Source organism: Kitasatospora sp. NPDC041988 (assembly GCF_055588525.1).
This window is the reverse complement of record NZ_JBVJCO010000026.1, coordinates 51,042-67,450: the sequence shown is the minus strand read 5'-3', so window position 1 is coordinate 67,450 and position 16,409 is coordinate 51,042. Positions and strand designations below refer to the sequence as shown.

16 protein-coding genes and 1 pseudogene are annotated in these 16,409 nt (G+C 74.7%); 5 read left to right on the top strand and 12 right to left on the bottom strand.

What is annotated here, in order from left to right; all coding sequences use genetic code 11:
• Positions 1-55 precede the first annotated feature (55 nt).
• Together ACZ6NC_RS24845 and ACZ6NC_RS24840 are read right to left on the bottom strand one after the other, a co-directional pair.
• Entirely contained in the window at positions 56-1,492 is a 1,437-nt protein-coding gene (locus ACZ6NC_RS24845) for a hypothetical protein (RefSeq protein WP_465735961.1), read from the bottom strand.
• Complete coding sequence (locus ACZ6NC_RS24840; RefSeq protein WP_465735960.1) at positions 1,489-2,172, bottom strand: RNA polymerase sigma factor; 684 nt, start codon at positions 2,170-2,172, stop codon at positions 1,489-1,491. The genes ACZ6NC_RS24845 and ACZ6NC_RS24840 overlap by 4 nt, the downstream gene beginning before the upstream one ends.
• A 236-nt stretch (positions 2,173-2,408) precedes the next feature.
• Between ACZ6NC_RS24840 and ACZ6NC_RS24835 the strand changes: the two genes are divergently transcribed.
• Complete coding sequence (locus tag ACZ6NC_RS24835; protein WP_465735959.1) at positions 2,409-3,461, top strand: helix-turn-helix domain-containing protein; 1,053 nt, start codon at positions 2,409-2,411, stop codon at positions 3,459-3,461.
• A gap of 52 nt (positions 3,462-3,513) precedes the next feature.
• On the opposite strand, the gene ACZ6NC_RS24830 is transcribed toward ACZ6NC_RS24835, so the two are convergent.
• Positions 3,514-4,290, bottom strand: a complete 777-nt coding sequence (locus ACZ6NC_RS24830; RefSeq protein ID WP_465735958.1) for a MerR family transcriptional regulator — start codon at positions 4,288-4,290, stop codon at positions 3,514-3,516.
• 197 nt (positions 4,291-4,487) lie between these two features.
• Between ACZ6NC_RS24830 and ACZ6NC_RS24825 the strand changes: the two genes are divergently transcribed.
• On the top strand, positions 4,488-5,234 hold the full coding sequence (locus tag ACZ6NC_RS24825; RefSeq protein ID WP_465735957.1) for an aquaporin: 747 nt from the start codon (positions 4,488-4,490) through the stop codon (positions 5,232-5,234).
• A gap of 53 nt (positions 5,235-5,287) precedes the next feature.
• Here the strand turns inward: ACZ6NC_RS24825 and ACZ6NC_RS24820 are convergent, their stop codons facing one another.
• From ACZ6NC_RS24820 to ACZ6NC_RS24785, 8 genes and pseudogenes are all read right to left on the bottom strand, one after another.
• Complete coding sequence (locus ACZ6NC_RS24820; protein ID WP_465735956.1) at positions 5,288-6,514, bottom strand: hypothetical protein; 1,227 nt, start codon at positions 6,512-6,514, stop codon at positions 5,288-5,290.
• Positions 6,515-6,664: 150 nt separating this feature from the next.
• Positions 6,665-7,888, bottom strand: coding sequence for an LPXTG cell wall anchor domain-containing protein (locus ACZ6NC_RS24815; protein ID WP_465735955.1), 1,224 nt, complete (start codon positions 7,886-7,888; stop codon positions 6,665-6,667).
• A gap of 343 nt (positions 7,889-8,231) precedes the next feature.
• A complete protein-coding gene (locus tag ACZ6NC_RS24810; protein WP_465736030.1) occupies positions 8,232-8,783 on the bottom strand; it encodes a flavodoxin family protein in 552 nt (183 codons plus the stop codon).
• Between the two features lie 79 nt (positions 8,784-8,862).
• On the bottom strand, positions 8,863-9,420 hold the full coding sequence (locus ACZ6NC_RS24805; protein ID WP_465735954.1) for a GNAT family N-acetyltransferase: 558 nt from the start codon (positions 9,418-9,420) through the stop codon (positions 8,863-8,865).
• 111 nt (positions 9,421-9,531) lie between these two features.
• Positions 9,532-10,458: pseudogene (locus ACZ6NC_RS24800) on the bottom strand (NAD(P)-dependent oxidoreductase); the annotation flags it as partial.
• 79 nt (positions 10,459-10,537) lie between these two features.
• On the bottom strand, positions 10,538-10,960 hold the full coding sequence (locus ACZ6NC_RS24795; protein ID WP_465735953.1) for a YunG family protein: 423 nt from the start codon (positions 10,958-10,960) through the stop codon (positions 10,538-10,540).
• Positions 10,961-11,004: 44 nt separating this feature from the next.
• Positions 11,005-11,421 (bottom strand): PPOX class F420-dependent oxidoreductase, encoded by a 417-nt coding sequence (locus tag ACZ6NC_RS24790; RefSeq protein ID WP_465736029.1) that lies wholly within the window; start codon positions 11,419-11,421, stop codon positions 11,005-11,007.
• 181 nt (positions 11,422-11,602) lie between these two features.
• Entirely contained in the window at positions 11,603-12,163 is a 561-nt protein-coding gene (locus ACZ6NC_RS24785) for a GlcG/HbpS family heme-binding protein (protein ID WP_465735952.1), read from the bottom strand.
• A 328-nt stretch (positions 12,164-12,491) separates the two neighbouring features.
• Between ACZ6NC_RS24785 and ACZ6NC_RS24780 the strand changes: the two genes are divergently transcribed.
• Positions 12,492-13,760, top strand: coding sequence for a sensor histidine kinase (locus ACZ6NC_RS24780; protein WP_465735951.1), 1,269 nt, complete (start codon positions 12,492-12,494; stop codon positions 13,758-13,760).
• Positions 13,761-13,785: 25 nt separating this feature from the next.
• The gene (locus ACZ6NC_RS24775; protein WP_465735950.1) at positions 13,786-14,430 is read left to right on the top strand and encodes a response regulator; all 645 of its coding nucleotides are present in this window, start codon (positions 13,786-13,788) and stop codon (positions 14,428-14,430) included.
• A 447-nt stretch (positions 14,431-14,877) separates the two neighbouring features.
• On the opposite strand, the gene ACZ6NC_RS24770 is transcribed toward ACZ6NC_RS24775, so the two are convergent.
• A complete protein-coding gene (locus ACZ6NC_RS24770) occupies positions 14,878-15,447 on the bottom strand; it encodes a hypothetical protein (protein ID WP_465735949.1) in 570 nt (189 codons plus the stop codon).
• A gap of 196 nt (positions 15,448-15,643) precedes the next feature.
• Between ACZ6NC_RS24770 and ACZ6NC_RS24765 the strand changes: the two genes are divergently transcribed.
• Positions 15,644-16,306 (top strand): TetR/AcrR family transcriptional regulator, encoded by a 663-nt coding sequence (locus ACZ6NC_RS24765; protein WP_465735948.1) that lies wholly within the window; start codon positions 15,644-15,646, stop codon positions 16,304-16,306.
• Positions 16,307-16,409 lie beyond the last annotated feature (103 nt).

Genomic DNA, 16,409 nt, shown 5'->3' with positions numbered 1-16,409 from the left:
GGCGCCGTGACCAGGGAGAACCTGCTCACGGCGCCTCACCGGGCCTGACGGGCGGCTACTGGCCGACCACCCGGACCGGGGTGCTACGGGTGCCGACCGTGGTGAACGGGCCCTGGTCCGGGATCACCAGCGCGTTCGCGGTCACCGGCATCACCCCGGCACCGTCCTGGCCGGTCAGCTTCATCCGGTACTTCACCGTCACGCTCTGCCCGGGAGCCAGCGCGAAGGCACCGGCCGTGGTCGGCTTGCCCGCCGCCGGCTGGGCGATGTCCAGGGTGGTCCAGGCGGCACCGTCCTGGCGCTCCATCGTCCCGTGCACCGCCGGCTGGCTGCCGGCGTAGGCCTCCGCGAACACCTGGGGGACGACGGCCCCGTAGGTGGTCTGGCCGGTGTTCTTGAAGGTGACCGAGAAAGCCACCGGGCTGCCGTCGTTCGGCACCTGCTGGCCCGTCACGAGACCGTCGACGGTGACCGCGACGGCCTGCTCCGCTGCCGGCTGCGGGGCCTGACGGCCGCTGAGGTCGATGGTGTCGAGGATCGACACCAGGGCCGGCTGGTACTCCGCCTTGAGACCGTTCGCGACGATGTAGACCTGGTCGGTCTTGAGTCCCCACATCTGTGCGGTGAACTCGTCCCCGGGCTTGCAGGTGACCTGCCACTGCGTCTTGTTGATCGGCCGCCCGGCCACGATGTCGCGGCTGCGCACCGGCGTGCCGACCTTCATGGGACCGTCGGGGACGTACGGGTGGCCCCAGACCGGGCAGTAGGGCTGGTGGCTGAAGCCGTCCGCTGCCTCCAGGTCGAACGCCGTGGGCCAGATCGCGTGTTCGGCCTCGTCCGCGGTGAGGTAGGACGCGATCTGCACGCCGTAGGGCACGCACGACTGCTCGGCGCCCGCGGGTGCCCCCGGGCTCAGGACGCACATCTTGGTGTCCGCCGGGGCCGGCGGCACCACCTTCCACCCCGCCGGGACCTTGAACTTGACGCCACGGAAGGTGTACGAGACCGGGGCCGACTGCGGCGGCGCGCTGCTGGTCGGGGTGGAGGGCGACGTGGCGGCACCGGCCGGCCTCGCGGGCTTGTCCTCCTCCTCCGGGTCGGCCGCCGGGGACGAGCTGGCGGTCGTGGCTGCCGTCGGGCTCTGTGCGGGCGTCGGCTCGGCGGTGGGGCTCGGGCTCGCCGTGACCGTGGCGGTGACAGTGGCAGTGACGGTGGCGGCCGGGCCCTGGTCCTCCTGCCGGGCGACGGAGTCACCGCGGAACCCGAGCACGCCGAACGCCATCGCGGCGGCCAGGCCGAACAGTGGCACGGCGGCGATGTACACCGGCCGCAGCCGGCGCACCCGGCTCTTCGGCGGGGCGGACTGGCGGAGGCTGTGCGCGGTGATCTGCGTCGCGCGGGCGTTCATCGCCTCGCGGAGCAGCTGTTCCATCGGGGTGTCGTCCGGCCCGCCACCGTCGCCGCCGGATCGGCGGGGAAGTTTGTCGGTCATCGAACCTTCTCCAGATGCTTTTCCAAGGCGTCCAATGCCCGGCTGGCGGTGGACTTCACGGCACCCCGGGAGAGCCCCAGGGTCTCGGCTATCTGCGCCTCCGACAGGTCCGACCAGTAGCGCAGCACGAGTACCTCGCGCTGGCGGGGGGTCAGCTCCTGCAGGGCCACCAGGACCCGCCGGTGCTCGTCGTTGAGCACCGCGTGGTCCTCGGCCGACGGCGCATCGGCCTCGTGCGGAGGAACGTACTCGCGGGCCGTCTTCCGGCGCCGCAGCATCGACCGGGCACCGTTGACCACGGAGGTCCGCAGGTACCCGAGCGCGTTGTCCAGGTCCTCCAGCTGCTCCCCGTGCCGCTGGTAGAGCTGGGTGAAGGCCTCCTGGACCACGTCCTCGGCCAGGTCCTGGTGGTCGACCAGGAGGACCGCCATCCGCACCAGGCCCAGCCGGTGCGCGTGGTAGAGGTCGGTCAGGGTCGGCCGCTCCTCCTCGGCCGCCTGCTTGCGCCCCCCGCGAAGCAGTCGGAAACCCGAACGCCGTTGTGCCGCCTCCTGCTCCGGGCGTGCGCCGACCGTCGCGCCGACGGCCTCCTGAGCGCCGAAGAAGAGAACGGCCAGCCCGGCGAAGGAGAAGCCACGGCCCCTCCCGGGTCCCGCGATCGGCCCGATGGCCATGGACATGTACGGTCTGCTTTCCCCCAGGACGGCATCCGGCACCAGCCGGCCCGTCAGGACCTGTGATCAAGATCGTGATCTGCGGGAATCCTGCCAGTACCGCTCTTCCGGCTCCGGACGCCCCCCCATATCGATGGACGTGCGGCGGCGCCCGGGGTTGCAGTCGTCCTCGGAGAAAATCCGCACTGGCCGCAACGGCTACACTCACCGCCATCCCGCCACCCGTCAGCAGGGGGTTCCCCATGGCCGAACAGCAGCCGCCCGACCGGCAGACGACCGGGCCGGTGGCCGTCGCGATCGGGCGGCGGCCGGAGCCGGTCCACGATGTCGCGGTGTACGCCTTCGACGGCATGACGCCGTTCGAACTCGGTGTGGTGGTCGAGGTGTTCGGGCTGGCCCGGCCCGAGCTCAGCGGACTGCTGGCGGCGCCCTGGTACGGGTTGAAGGTCTGCGCCGACCGGCCGGGAACCGCCCTGCACGCCGTCGGCGGCTTCTCGCTGACCGCCCATCACGGCCTCGACGAGCTCGCCGCCGCCGACACCGTGGTGGTCCCCGGGGTGCCGAACGCCTTCAGCGGCGAGGTCTCCCCCGGGCTGGTCGCCGCGCTGCGCACGGCGCACGAACGCGGCGCCCGGATCGTCTCGATCTGCTCGGGTGCCTTCGCGCTGGCCGCCGCCGGCCTGCTGGACGGCCACGAGGCCACCACGCACTGGCGGTACGCCGAACTGCTCCAGCAGCGCCACCCGTCGGTGCGCGTCAACCCGGATGTCCTCTACGTGGACGGTGGCTCCGTACTGACCAGCGCGGGCAGCGCCGCGGGTATCGATCTCTGCCTCCACCTGGTCCGCCGCGACCACGGCGCCAAGGTGGCCAACAGCGTCGCCCGCCGCTTCGTGGTGCCGCCGCACCGGGACGGCGGCCAGGCCCAGTTCATCGAGGCCGCGGTCCGGCCGGTCGAGGAGGAGGACGACGGCATCGCCCGGTCCATGCAGTGGGCGCTGGACCACCTCTCCTCCCCGCTGACCATCTCCCTGCTGGCCCGCGCCGCCCGGATGTCCGACCGCTCCTACCTGCGCCACTTCACCGCCCGCAACGGCACCAGCCCGATGCGCTGGGTCGTCACCCAGCGCATCGCGGCCAGCCTGCCGCTGCTCGAATCCCCGGACGGCTCGGTGGAGGAGATCGCCACCGCCGTCGGCTTCGAGAGCGCCGCGACCTTCCGCCACCACTTCGGCCGCGTGATGCGCACCTCCCCCACCGCCTACCGCCGCAGCTTCGGCCGCGGGGTGGCCTGAGCGCCGGACGCCGTGCCGACCCGCCGGGACGTTACGCCGGCCCGCCGGGACGTTACGCCGACTCGCCGGTGCGGAAGGCCGCGTTGGCGAGCATGGCGTCGTGCAGCCACTGGGCGAGGCCCGGGGCGAGCTGCTCGTAGGTGGCGGTGAACCGCGGGTCTGCGACGTACATCCCGGCGATGCCGCGGTGGATCTCGAAGGTGCAGTCGTAGAAGTTGTCGCAGATGTGCTGCCGGTGGACCTCGGCGAGGTCCATGGCCGGGCCGCCGTCGGCGGGCTCGCCGGCGGTGAAGGCCTCGACCAGGCGGGCGTTGAGCGCGTCCGCCTCGGCCTTGATCCGCTCCCAGTCGGCCTTGCCGTAGCCGCCGGTGCGCTGCTGGGACTGCGTCCAGGCCGCGGTGTCGCCCCAGCGCTGCTCGGCCTCGGTCTCCCACTCCTCCTTGTAGGACTCGCCGAAGAGCTCGAACTTCTCCTCCGGGGTCAGCTGGATGCCCATCTTCTCTGCCTCCATGGCGTGTTCGACGGCCGCGGCCAGCTCCTGGAGGTGGGCGATGCGGTCGGTCAGCAGCCTGTGCTGGCGCCGCAGGTGTTCGCTCGGAGTGACCGAGTGGTCATCCAGGATGGCCGCGATCTCTTCCAGGGGGAACCCGAGTTCGCGGTAGAACAGGATCCGCTGCAGCCGGTCGAGGTCAGCGTCCTGGTACCGGCGGTAGCCGGCCGGGGTACGGCCCCCGGGGGACAGCAGTCCGATCTCGTCGTAGTGGTGCAGGGTACGGACGGTGACTCCGGCGATCTTCGCCACCTCACCGACCGAGTATCCGCCGGTCATACGAGTTGCTCCCTTCTTGCTGACCACGACCCTCCCGCCTCCCGTTGCGTGAGGGTCAAGCCCAGTGTCACGGGCCCCGCGTGCACCGGGGGCCATCAGCCCCGTGCGACTCTCCGAGCAGAGGGCCGTACCACCGCCGCAGGTTGGACGAAGCCGCCTATTGTCGGGCCGGGACGGCAGCCAGGACCATGGGCGCCATGACCACCACCTCTGCGCCCCTGGTACGACGGCTGGCCGCGGAGGCGGTCGGCACGACGGCGCTGGCCGCCGTGGTGGTCGGCTCGGGCATCCAGGCCGCCGCGCTCAGCTCCGACGGCGCCGTCCGCTTCCTCGTCAACGTCGGCGCCTCGGCGTTCGCCCTGGCGGTGCTGATCGAACTGCTCGGCCCGGTCTCCGGCGGGCACTTCAACCCGCTGGTGACGGCGGGTGCGTGGTGGGCCGGCCGCCGCAACGGCGGCGGACCGGCGCCGACCCTGCGCGAGGTGGGCGCGTACGCCGCCGCGCAGACGGCCGGCGCGGCGGCCGGGACGGGCCTGGCCAACGTGATGTTCGGGCGGCCGTTCGCCGAGCCGTCCGGGCACGGCCGGGACGGCACGGCACTCTGGCTCGGCGAGGTGGTGGCCACCGGGACGCTGATGCTGGTGGTGGCCGGGCTGGCCGGCAGCGGGCGCGGGCGGCTGGTGCCGGCGGCGGTCGGCCTCTGGGTCGGGGCGGCCTGCTGGGCCACCTCCTCGGGCGGGTTCGCCAACCCGGCGGTCACCCTCGGGCGGGCCCTGACCGACAGCTACACCGGGATAGCGTTCGGCTCCGTGCCGGGCTTCGTGCTGGCCCAACTGACCGGGGCGGCGGTCGGTCTGGCGCTGGCGGCGGTGCTGTTCGGCCGGTCCCGGGCGACCCGGCCCACCGCGGTGCCGGACGACGCGCGCGACCTCGTCGCGGGCTGACGCGGAGGCCGGTGACGCGAAGGCGGGCTGACGCCGAGCCGGGTGAGGCCTGCTTACGGAGCCGTCCCCACCAGCGGCCGCTCGCGCCGCCGGCCCCCCCGGCCGCGGGCCGCCTCGCCGCCCCCGCGGTGCGGACGGCGGGTCCGCCGGGTGGGCCAGAGCAGCACGTACCCGGCCGAGACCACGACGAAGGCGAGCCGGACGAGGCCGCGCGCCGCGTCCGACGGGATCAGCAGCGTGCCCCCGTACAGCGCGGCCAGCGCGATCCAGCTCCACCACGGCACCAGCCGCTTCTGCCCGACCGCGTCCCAGAGCAGGGTGCCGAGCAGGATCGAGGCGGTGTAGTAGGTGTAGACGCTGGGGTCGAGCAGGATCCGGGCGTCCGCCCCCAGCAGCACGACGGCCGGCCAGCGGCCGCGCCAGACGGCGATGCTGCCCAGCCCCAGGCCCAGCGCGAACTGGGTCGGCCGGTCCCACCACGGGGTCGCCGGGTCGGTCACCCCGAACCAGCGCAGCGCAGAAGCCGGCTGGTTGGGGATGGTGAACTTGGCGGCGGCCACCGTGTCCAGATTGCCCAGGTAGAACGGCAGCCAGGCGACGGCCACCAGCCCGCCGAACCACAGCGCGGTACGCAGCCAGGCCGGCCGCGGCAGGGCGAGGACCAGCGGGGCGAAGGCCAGCGCCCACGGCTTGGAGTCCACCGCCAGCGCCAGGTAGACCGCCACCTGGACGGCCTTGCCACGGCTCAGCGCGTGCGCGGCGAGGGTGGTGAAGAAGAGCGCCAGCACGTCGTCCATGTGCGCGAAGCGGACCGAGACCTCCACCCACATCGGGATGAACGCCAGACCGGCGATCAGCAGCCGCTGCTGGAGCCGGCGGTGGTTGGTGCCGGTGCCGAGGTAGTACCAGGCGGCGGTGCGGCCGACCAGGACCAGCATCACCAGGCCCAGCCCGGACATCGCCGCCTCGGCCAGCACCTGGCCGGTGTGCGCGGCGAACGGGTCGAAGAGCCGGGCCACGGCCAGGCTGACCGGGCCGATCTGCAGCTCGGGGTGGTGGGCGTAGAGCGAGAGCCCGCCGTCGGCCTGGCCGCTGAAGAGCAGCTCCTCGCCCTGGCGCAGGTAGTGCCAGGAGAAGCCGCCGCTGGGCTCGACCAGCAGGAACCAGAGCACCGTCCAGGCGACCAGCAGGACGTGGTGTCTGCGGAGCGGCAGGCCCGCGATCCGCCCGGTGGCGGCCTCGTAGTCGGTCCTGACCCGTGCCGAACGTGCTCCCCGCACCCCTGTACCTCTCCGCGCCGGTCCGCCCCCTTCGGCCGGTCATCCTATTTCACCCGGTGAAACGGAAACGCCCCTCGGGTGTCCGGCGGACGGACACCCGAGGGGCGCTCGGGCGGTTCGCCCGGGCCCTGCCGGATCAGCCCTGCCGGATCAGCCCTGCGCGGCGGACTTGCGGCGGCGCAGGACCACGAGGGTGCCGGCACCGACCGCGAGGACGGCGCCGCCGGCGATCGCGATGGCGGTGGTGTCGTCACCGCCACCGGTCTGGGCCAGCGCCTTGTCCGCGTTGTCGGCGGCGGTCTTGGCCTTGGTGACGGCGGCCGGGGTGAGCTTCGGCGCGGTCACGGCCGGGACCGCCACCGGGAAGTCGATCGGCTGCTGCACGTCGCTGCTGCTCGTGGCCGGGGCCGGGGCGGAGCTGGTACCGGCCCCGCTCGGCGTGGTGGTGGCCGACGGCGAGGCGGTGGCGCTGCCGGTGGCCGTCGCGGACGGCGAGGCGGTGGCGGTCGCGGTGGCCGTCGCGGACGGCGAGGCGGTCGCGGACGGCGAGGCGGTGGCGGTCGCGGACGGCGAGGCGGTGGTGGTCGCGGACGGCGAGGCGGTCGCGGTGGCCGTCGCGGAGGGCGAGGCGGTGGCGGTCGCGGACGGCGAGTGGGTGGCCGTCGGGCTCGGCTTGCCGGTGGTCGGCTTCGCCGTGGTGGGCTTGCCGGTCGGGCTCGGCTTGGTCTCGCCAGCCTTGATGGTGAAGCCGGCGCCGCGGATGCCGTCACAGCTGAAGTGGCCCTCGCCGACCGGCTCGTGGGTCTTGTCGTCGAGCTGGGCGGAGAACACCACGGGCACCACGCCGGCCTTGCCGAGCGGGGCGTCCTTGGTGAAGGAGACCCGGACCTTGATGGCGAGGCTCTTGCCCTGGTTGACGACCTGCAGGGCGTCGTCGGCGACGTTCCCGTCCTGGCCCACGCCGCCGAGCAGGGTGAGCACCGCGTCGTCGTCGGAGTCCCCGCCGCCGGGGGCGACCGAGCCGGGCAGCCACTGGCCGCCGGGCAGCTGGTACTCGACCTTGAGGTCGCCCGCCTCCAGGCTGCCCTCGCGGTTCTTGAACTTGAGCAGCGGGATGAGGGCGAAGTCGTGCTTGGTCGAGTTGTCGATCTTGAAGGTGAACTCGCGGGCGTCACCACCGGCGATGAAGGTGTCCGGCACGCCGTGCACGGACAGGTCGAGGCTCTGGTGTCCGGCCTTGTCGGCCTGCGGCGCGGCCGAGGCGGACGGGGAGCCGGTGGTTCCGACGGCTGCGGCACCCTGGGCACCGGCCAGCACCATCGAGGACGCGAGCGCGGCGGCGCCGGCGAGGGCAAGACTGCGACGTATGGACATGGGCAAGGAAGACCTCACGAGAGTGTCCGGGCGCGGCCCGGGGGCGCGGCAGGGCAGGGCTGTCCGAACAGCAGTCCCCCCGCGAAGCTGAAAGTCCGACGGAGACTACCGAAGGAGCCACCCGTCCCGGAAGGCGGGTGCCACGCTTCGCACACACCTCCGCCCACGCCCTGTCCGATTGACCCAACTCCATCATCGTGCATGGCTTTTGCGCCCGACCGCCAGGTGACCGCAGGGTGACCGGTACACGCCCGGCGGGGCCGTCCCGAACAGGCGCCCGGCAGAGCGCCGCGGCAGGGCAAGCGGCAGGGCAGGCGGCAGGCCGCCCTGCCGGGCGCGCGGCTCAGCCGGCGAAGAACGACTTGGCGGCGACCAGCGCCCGCTCGTCCTTCAGCACGTCCCCCGGGCGGGTGCCGTTGCCGAGCAGCGCGCCGGCCCAGCGCATGCCCATGTAGTCCGCGCAGAGCCGCAGGGTGCCGATCAGCGGCTCGGCCTTGTCGGGCTCGGTGGCGAGGGCGGTGACGGCCCAGAGGGTGCCGCCGGCCATCCGGGCACGGAAGTCCGCGCCGGGCACCCGCAGCCAGGCCGACCAGTGGTCGAGGTAGAGCTTGGCGTTGGTCGGCAGCGAGTACCAGTACAGCGGCGCGACGAAGACCAGGTCGGTCGCGGCCAGCGTGGCGTCCAGCAGCGTGCGCTCGTGCCCGGCCGGCTCGCGGAAGCCGCCGTCGCCGGTGTGCCGGCGGTCCTCGAACGGCGGCAGCGGGTGGTCGCTCAGCCGCAGCCAGCGCTGCTCCGCGCCGGCCGGCAGGCTCGCCTCGGCGGCGATCCGGGCGAGCTGCTCGGAGTTGCCGCCCTCCCGCGAGCCGGCGACCAGGAAGAGGAAGCTGCGCGGCACTTCGGCAGCGGCGTGCTGTTCGGACATCGGGACCCCCGTGGTTCTGTCGGCTCGCGGAGAGCTCGCAAAGAGCCCGAGTCTACGACTCGGCCGGCGGCACCTGCCGGTCCGTGTACAGGTGCAGCAGGTCACCGAGCGTCGGGTCGCGGCGCAGGCCCTGGTCGGCCAGGCCGAGCCGGGCGGCGACCCGGCGGGAGCCGGCGTTGTGGGTGTGGATCCAGGCCGCCACCGGCACCTGGGGCGAGTGCCGGTGGGCGGCGGCGATGGCCGCCCGGGACAGCTCGGTGGCGTAGCCGCGGCCCCAGTGTGCCGGGTCCAGCCGGTAGTAGAGGTTCCAGAAGCCGGAGTCGGGCTGGAACGCGACGCCGCCGACGCCGACCACCGTGCCGTCGGCGGGCAGCCGGGCCGTCCAGTAGCCGAGTCCGCCCGACTCCCAGCGCCCGACGGCCCGTTCGATCCAGGCCCGGGTGGCCTCCTCGTCCCGGTGGCGCCCCTCGGGCACGTGGCCCCAGGTCCGGGGGTCGGTGTTGATCCGGAACAGCGCGGCGAGGTCGTCGGCGCGGACCGCGCGCAGCTCCAGCCGGTCGGTGCGGACCAGCCACGGCTCGTCGGAGCGGGGTTCGTGCGTGAGCGTCACGCCGCGATCGTAGGCAGCCGGTGCGGCGGCGGGCACCGGGTTTTCGCGCCCGGTCGCGGGATCCGGGGGCCGCCAGAGGTCGTGCGCGCGGCGGGAACCGTCAGAGAAGCCCTACGCCGGGAGCCCGGCCCGGCGGCGGGCGACGGCCGCGACGGCCGCCCAGTCCTTCTCGCCGTCCCCGTGGGCGAGCGCGTCGAGGAAGGCGTCCCGCAGGATGCTGCCGAAGGGCAGCGGCACGTGGGTGTCGGCGCCCGCGGTGAGCGCGAGGTTGACGTCCTTGAGGCCGAGCGGCAGCCGGAAGCCGGCCGGTTCGTAGCGGCGCTCGGCGACCATCGCGCCGTAGCCGGAGTAGACCGGCCCGGGGAAGAGCGTTCCGCTGAGCATCCCGATCAGGTCGGCCGGCCGGACGCCGTTGGCCTCGGCCAGGCTGCACGCCTCGGCCATCGACTCGATCGCGCAGGCCAGCAGGAAGTTGGTGCTGATCTTGGCGGTGTTGGCCTGCGGCGGGCGCTCGCCGAAGTACCACGTCCGCCGGCCCATCGCGGCGAGCAGCGGCTCCGCGGCGGCGAGCGCCTCGGTGCTCCCGGCGGCCAGGATGTCGAGCTCGCCGGCCGCCGCCACCGGAGGCCGGCCGAGCACGGGCGCGGCGACGTAGCGGAGGCCGTGCTCGGCGTGCAGGGCCGCGGCGCGCTCCGCGAGCGCCACCGAGACCGTGGCCATGTTGACGTGCACGGACGCCGCGGCGCCGGCCAGCAGGGCCGGGTCGAGCAGCAGCCGCTCGACCGCGTCGTCGTTGGCGAGCATGGAGACCACCGCCTCGGCGGCGAACACGTCGGCCGGACCGTCGGCGGCCTCCGCGCCCTGGGCCACCAGCGCGGCCACCGACCTGGGCGAACGGTTCCAGACCCGGACGGCGTGGCCGGCCCGCAGCAGGCTGGCGGCCATGCCCTGCCCCATCGCGCCGAGCCCCACGAACCCGACCGTCGTCCCGGACATCGCACTCTCCCGTCCTCGCCCGGTCGCCCCGTCGTCCGGCCACGATCCGGCGCGCCCGACTGTACGTCAGGCCGGCCCGGCGCCAGGGTTCACGCGCGCCGGGACCGGACGCACCGCCCGCTCAGGCGACCGCCCGCTCAGGCAGGGCGGAGACCGCGGCCAGCCCCGCCTCCAGTTCGGCGATCACCCGGTGGCGCAGCAGCTCGTACTGGGCCTGGAGCCGGCCGGGGCGCTGCGGGCGGGCGACCGGCCGGCCCGGACCGACCCGCTCGTCCGGGCCGAACTGCTCGCGGGTGAGGTCGATCTCGACGCCGGTGGCGAACCGGTTCCACCAGTGCAGGTCCGTCCGGACGCCGCCGACGTGCACCTCGCCCATCATCAGCTCGCCGCCCAGCAGGTCGTGCAGCACCATCGCCGTCACCCCGCACTGGCCGCGGGCGGGATTGTCGGGACGCCAGTGGGCCAAGTCCTCGGGCGCACAGGTGTCGACACCCCAGGAGGAGCGGATCGCACGTTCGATGTCGTTGAGGGTCCACGCCGTCATACCGGGAAGCCTGCCACGCGCCACTGACAGCGGCACCCGGCTTTTCAGTCGGCCACCCCCTGTTCTGCGCCGACTTTCTCGATCTTCACCCGTACGAGCAGTTCGCCCGGGACGCCGTTGCGGGCCCCGTACTGCTCGGCGCGGTGCTCGCCCATGTACCGGGCGGCGATCCGGGTGGCCCAGGTGCGCACTTCGGCCAGGTCGTCGCTGAGCCGGGCGGTGCCCTGGACGAGGACGTAGGAGAACGGGGGCCGCTCGTCGTCCACGCAGATCATCACCCGGCCGTCGCGGGCCAGGGTGCGGCCCTTGACGGTGTCGGCACCGGTGTTGAAGAGGATCTCGTCGCCGTCCAGCAGGAACCAGACGGGTGCGACGTGCGGGCGGCCGTCGGCCCGGGTGGTGGCGATCTTGGCGGTTCGGGTGCCGGCGGAGAGGAAGGAGCGCCACTCGGCCTCGGTCATGTGTGCCATGCGCTCATCCTGGCCGCTGCGGTGCGGCGCCGCGCCGGTTCCGGGCAGGACTCCCGGTCCCGGTTTGCCCGGTACCCGGTGCGGGCGGGCGCGGCGGCCGGTGCGCCGGGACGGTCGGGGGCCCGCTCCGGCGCGGCGGCCGGCTGCCCACCGGCCTCCCGCCGGCCGTCCGCTACTTGGCGAGCTCGGCGACGCCTGCCTGGGCGAACTGCTCGTCGAGGTCGCCGCTGGGCGCGCCCGCGACGCCGATCGCCGCGATCGGCGCGCCCTTGGCCTGGACGGGGGCGCCGCCGGCCAGGAACAGCGTGCCGGGGATGTCCTTGAGGTTCGGCGCCTGGGCGAGGCGCTTGGCCAGCTCGGAGGTCGGCGCGTTCCAGGAGACGGCCGTGAACGCCTTGCGCTCGGCGGACTCCGGCGACTGCGGGCCGGCCCCGTCGCCCTTGAGCAGGACCCGGGTGACGCCGTCCCGGTCCACCACGGCGACCGAGACGTGCTGGCCGGCCTTGTCGGCCGCGTTCAGGGCGGCCTGGGCGGCCCTGGTGGCGGCCTCGATGGTCAGACCGGTGGTCTGGGTGAGGTTCTTGTTCTGGGTGTCGGCCTTCACCGCGGTGGCGGCGGCCGGGGCCTCGGTGGTCTCGGCGCTGGCCGAGACGGCGCCGACGGTGGCGGCCGCCAGCGCGGCGGCGGCGACGGTACCGGTCAGCACGCGGGTGCGCACGGAGGTCTTCTTCATGGTCCAGCTCCTCGTCGATCGGTCGGGGGCCACGGCCGGAACCAGGGGGACCGGATCGGGCTCGGCGGCTTCGGTACCGATCCTCCGGCCGCGGACCCCCTCCCCACATCGGCGGTCCGGCCGCCGCCCGCGCGCATGATGGATGACGGACCCGTCAACCGATCGGCTGATGCGTGCCCCGGCCGGACGGGTCACCATCGAGGGATCGGCGCAGGTCAGCCCGGGCCGTGCGCGGGCCGGCGCAGTCCGGCCCCGGCCGGGGGAGTCCTGGCCGGCCCAGGTGGCGCGGCAACCGCCGCAGTCGGAAACCGGAGTGAGGAGCGAGCACGTGGAGCAGCCCGAGCCCGCCGCCGCGCCCGGAGCCGCGCCCACCGCGCCCGGAGCCGCCGCCGGTGATCTCGACGCGGGCCGGCTGGCCGTCCTGCTCGACTCCGCCTTCCTGCTGCTGCTCGCCACCTCGCTCGGCCGCTACCTCAGCCACCACCCCGGCAGCCCGCGCATCCCCTGGGTGATCGGCCTCGGCCTCGCCCTGGCCGTCGCCCAGCCGGCCGGCTCCTGGCTGGCGCACCGCCGCCCGCCCGCCCCGGGGCAGCGCCGCCGGCTCTGGCCGCTGGCCCTGGTGGTCGCGCTCTGGGTGGTGCTGGTGCTGCTGGCGCCGAGCTTCGCGTGGTGCGCCGTCCCGCTGGTCTACACGGCCCTGCGCACCCTGCCCGCCCGGGCGGCGATCCCGCTGGTGGCGGCGCTCACGCTGCTGGTGGTGGTCGGCGAGGTCCGGTTGGGCGGCGTGGACGCCAACCTGGTCCTACTGCCGCCCGCCGTGGCCGCGCTCGCCACCGCCGTCTTCCTCTTCATGGAGCGGCAGGCCGAGCGGCAGCGCGCGCTGATCCGCGACCTGCGCCGCACCCGGCGCGAACTCGCCGCCACCGAGCGGCGGGAGGGCACCCTGGCCGAGCGCGAACGGCTGGCCATGGAGATCCACGACACCCTGGCGCAGGGCCTCTCCAGCCAGCAGATGCTGCTCCAGGCCGCCGACCGCACCTGGGACGCCGACCCGGTGACGGCCCGCACGCACGTCCGCACCGCCGCCGAGGTGGCGGCCCGCAACCTCGCCGAGGCCCGGCGCTTCGTCCACGACCTCGCGCCCGCCGAACTCGCCGACGGCCGCACGCTGGACCAGGCGCTGCGTTCGCTCGCCGAGCGGGAGTCCGCCGAGAGCGGGCTGCCGGTCCGCTTCCACCTGGACGGCGCCGCGGTGCCGCTGCCGGCCGCCGCCCAGTCCGCGCTGCTGCGGATCGCCCAGGGCGCGCTGGCCAACGTCCGTGAGCACGCGGGCGCCTCGGCCGCCGGGCTGACGCTCTCCTTCCTCGGCGACCAGGCCGTCCTGGACATCGCCGACGACGGCCGGGGCTTCCGGGCCGACGAGCCGGCCGGCGGTGCCCGGCCGGACAGCGGGCGCGGCCACGGACTTCCCGCGATGCGGGCCCGGCTGCGCCAGCTCGGTGGCACCCTGACCGTCGAGAGCACCCCCGGCGAGGGCACCGTCGTCTCGGCCGCCATCCCGCTGGAGCCCCGACGAGCACCTCTGGAGCCCCGATGAACGAGCGAGCGACCGGGAGACGCGCATGAGCACCGCCCCCGCGACACCGCCGGTCCGCCTGCTGGTCTGCGACGACCATGCCGTGGTCCGGGCCGGCCTGCTGGCGCTGCTGGCCAGCGCCGGGGACATCGAGGTGGTCGGCGAGGCGAGCAACGGGGAGGAGGCGGTCGCGCTGGCGGCCCGGCTCGCGCCGCAGGTCGTGCTGATGGACCTCCAGCTCGGCGAGGGCATCGACGGTGTGGAGGCCACCCGCCGGATCACCGCCGCGCCCGGCGCTCCGCACGTCCTGGTCCTCACCACGTACGACACCGACGCCGACATCACCCGGGCGATCGGCGCGGGCGCCACCGGCTACCTGCTGAAGGCGGAGCGGCCGGAGGAGCTGTTCTCCGCGGTGCACGCGGCGGCGCGCGGCCGTACCGTCCTGTCGCCGCCGGTCGCCTCCCGGGTGATGGCCCAGATGCGCGCTCCGGTGCCGCAGCTCACCGAGCGGGAGCAGGAGATCCTGGCCCAGCTGGCGCAGGGTCTGGGCAACCGGGAGATCGCCCGCGCACTGTTCATCAGCGAGGCGACGGTGAAGACCCATCTGGGCCGGATCTACGACAAGTTGGGCGTGGACACCCGGGCCGGCGCGGTGGCCGTGGCCAAGGAGCGCCGGCTGCTTCGCTGAGGCCCCGCGCCCTCCTCTCCGCCGCCCCGAACGGGCGTGCGGAATGTCGGATTCCGGCCACCCGGACGGGTGACGCCGGGTGCGGAGCGGCATGCCGCCGGTGCACTGTCGAGGCCTCCCGGAGGGCCGATGACGGCCGGTCGGACGCCTGCGGCCCGCCCCGGATCCCCGCTCCGGAGTTGTGGATGTTTCGTGGATCCCGATATTGACAAACCAACCACTCGGTTTGTTAGCGTGGTGATCAACGACGCCTCCGGTGACAGGGGGCTCGCCGAGGCCTGTGCGGACGACCCTCGCCGGAGGGTGGAGCCAGGGGGGGGGACGGCGGGGGGCCGGGGAGTCGGGGGGAGCGACGCGCGCCGAAGCCGTGCGACGAGGCGGTGCGGAGCGTGTCCGGGGGGACTCGCTCCGCGCCTCCCCCGCCCCACCCCGCACCGTCGCCCCGTCTCATCCCATGGCACTCCAGAACGGGCAGCACACCTCCGGCAGCCGGGCCGAGCGACCCGAGGATCCCGGCACTTCGGCCCCGCCGTCCGACCACCGGTCCGACCGGGCCACCCCCGGCGAGACCGCCGTCAGCCGGGCCTCGCCCAGGTCGCCGAACTCCAGCGCGAGCCGGTAGCCGTCCGGCGTGGTCGCGGCGAGGCCGGGCCGTTCGCGGCCGGCGTTCACCGAGGTGACGGTCCAGCCGCGCCGCCGCCACTGCGTCTCGACCATGTCCGGCAGCGCCGCCCGGCGGGCCGCCGAGACGATGGTGACGATGTCCCGGCTGCGGCCGACGTACCAGTGCACGGCCGCGTCGTCAGGACCGGACCCGGGCACCGGCAGCCGCGCACCCGCCCGGGCGGCCCCGTGCCGCCAGGTCAGCCGCGGCCGGACGGCGTCCAGCGAGTCCTGCAGCAGACGCTCGCAGCGTACGGCCGCCGCCGCCTGGTCCACCGCCCCGGCGTGCGCGGACGGGCCGGACGGCAGGGCGGACGCCGTCGGCCGCGGCCCGACGGGAGTCTCGACGTTCACTTCGGCACCACCTGGCTGCACCGGGACCTCCGTCTTCTCCCGGCGTTCAACCCGGGAAGGGATTCCGTTCCTCCGCACTCCCCTGGACGGCCGCCGTGCCGCGCCAGTTCCACGGCCGGCGCACCGGCCGCGCGACCGGCCCTCCGGGAGTAAACTGCACCGAGTAGTGCAATCTTAGGCGAGGAGAGACCGTCCGATGACCCCTGGGACCTCAGCGACCTCCGGAGCACCCGCGCCGGCCACGGGCTCGCGCCGGATGCCCGAGAAGCGGCGGGCCATCGCCCGCGCGGCGAGCACGGTGTTCGGCCGCGAGGGCTACACCCGGGCCAGCGTGGACGCGATCGCCGCCGAGGCCGGCGTGTCCAAGCGCACCATCTACAACCACTTCGGCGACAAGGAGAAGCTGTTCCTCTCCGTCGCCCTGGAGACGGCCGGCGAGCTGACCGAGATCATCGCCGGCCTGGCCGACCGGCATCTGCACAAGATCGTCGACCTGGAGGCCGACCTCACCGCCTTCGCCCTCGACCGCGCCCGCGCCGTCCTCGACGCGGGCGACCACTACGCGCTCGGCCGGACGATCCGCGCCGAGGCCGGCAACATCCCGACCGAGGTGCTGAACGCCTGGCTGGACGCGGGCCCGCTCGCCTCCCAGCGCGACCTCGCCGCGCACTTCGGCCGCCTCGCCGACCAGGGGCTGCTGCATGTCGAGGACGCGAAACTGGCCGCCACCCAGTTCACCCTGCTGACGTTCAGCGGCGCCGCCGACGCAACCTTCTACGGCGCGATCCAGCTCCCCGAGGCCGAGCTGACGGCCGGCGTCACCGCCGGCATCAGGGCGTTCCTGCGCCTCTACGGCTGACGCGGCCGCCGTCGTCGGGGGGGGGGGGGGGGGGGGGGGGGGGGGGGGGGGGGGGGGCGGCCCCCCCCCCCCCTCTCGCCCCACGCCCCCCCCGAAACGCCCC

What these genes read in the sequence shown, in the direction of transcription:
- ACZ6NC_RS24845 (WP_465735961.1), bottom strand. Translation starts at nt 1,492, where the DNA reads ATGACCGACAAACTTCCCCGCCGATCCGGCGGCGACGGTGGCGGGCCG.
- ACZ6NC_RS24840 (WP_465735960.1), bottom strand. Translation starts at nt 2,172, where the DNA reads ATGTCCATGGCCATCGGGCCGATCGCGGGACCCGGGAGGGGCCGTGGC.
- ACZ6NC_RS24835 (WP_465735959.1), top strand. Translation starts at nt 2,409, where the DNA reads ATGGCCGAACAGCAGCCGCCCGACCGGCAGACGACCGGGCCGGTGGCC.
- ACZ6NC_RS24830 (WP_465735958.1), bottom strand. Translation starts at nt 4,290, where the DNA reads ATGACCGGCGGATACTCGGTCGGTGAGGTGGCGAAGATCGCCGGAGTC.
- ACZ6NC_RS24825 (WP_465735957.1), top strand. Translation starts at nt 4,488, where the DNA reads ATGACCACCACCTCTGCGCCCCTGGTACGACGGCTGGCCGCGGAGGCG.
- ACZ6NC_RS24815 (WP_465735955.1), bottom strand. Translation starts at nt 7,888, where the DNA reads ATGTCCATACGTCGCAGTCTTGCCCTCGCCGGCGCCGCCGCGCTCGCG.
- ACZ6NC_RS24795 (WP_465735953.1), bottom strand. Translation starts at nt 10,960, where the DNA reads ATGACGGCGTGGACCCTCAACGACATCGAACGTGCGATCCGCTCCTCC.
- ACZ6NC_RS24790 (WP_465736029.1), bottom strand. Translation starts at nt 11,421, where the DNA reads ATGACCGAGGCCGAGTGGCGCTCCTTCCTCTCCGCCGGCACCCGAACC.
- ACZ6NC_RS24785 (WP_465735952.1), bottom strand. Translation starts at nt 12,163, where the DNA reads ATGAAGAAGACCTCCGTGCGCACCCGCGTGCTGACCGGTACCGTCGCC.
- ACZ6NC_RS24775 (WP_465735950.1), top strand. Translation starts at nt 13,786, where the DNA reads ATGAGCACCGCCCCCGCGACACCGCCGGTCCGCCTGCTGGTCTGCGAC.
- ACZ6NC_RS24765 (WP_465735948.1), top strand. Translation starts at nt 15,644, where the DNA reads ATGACCCCTGGGACCTCAGCGACCTCCGGAGCACCCGCGCCGGCCACG.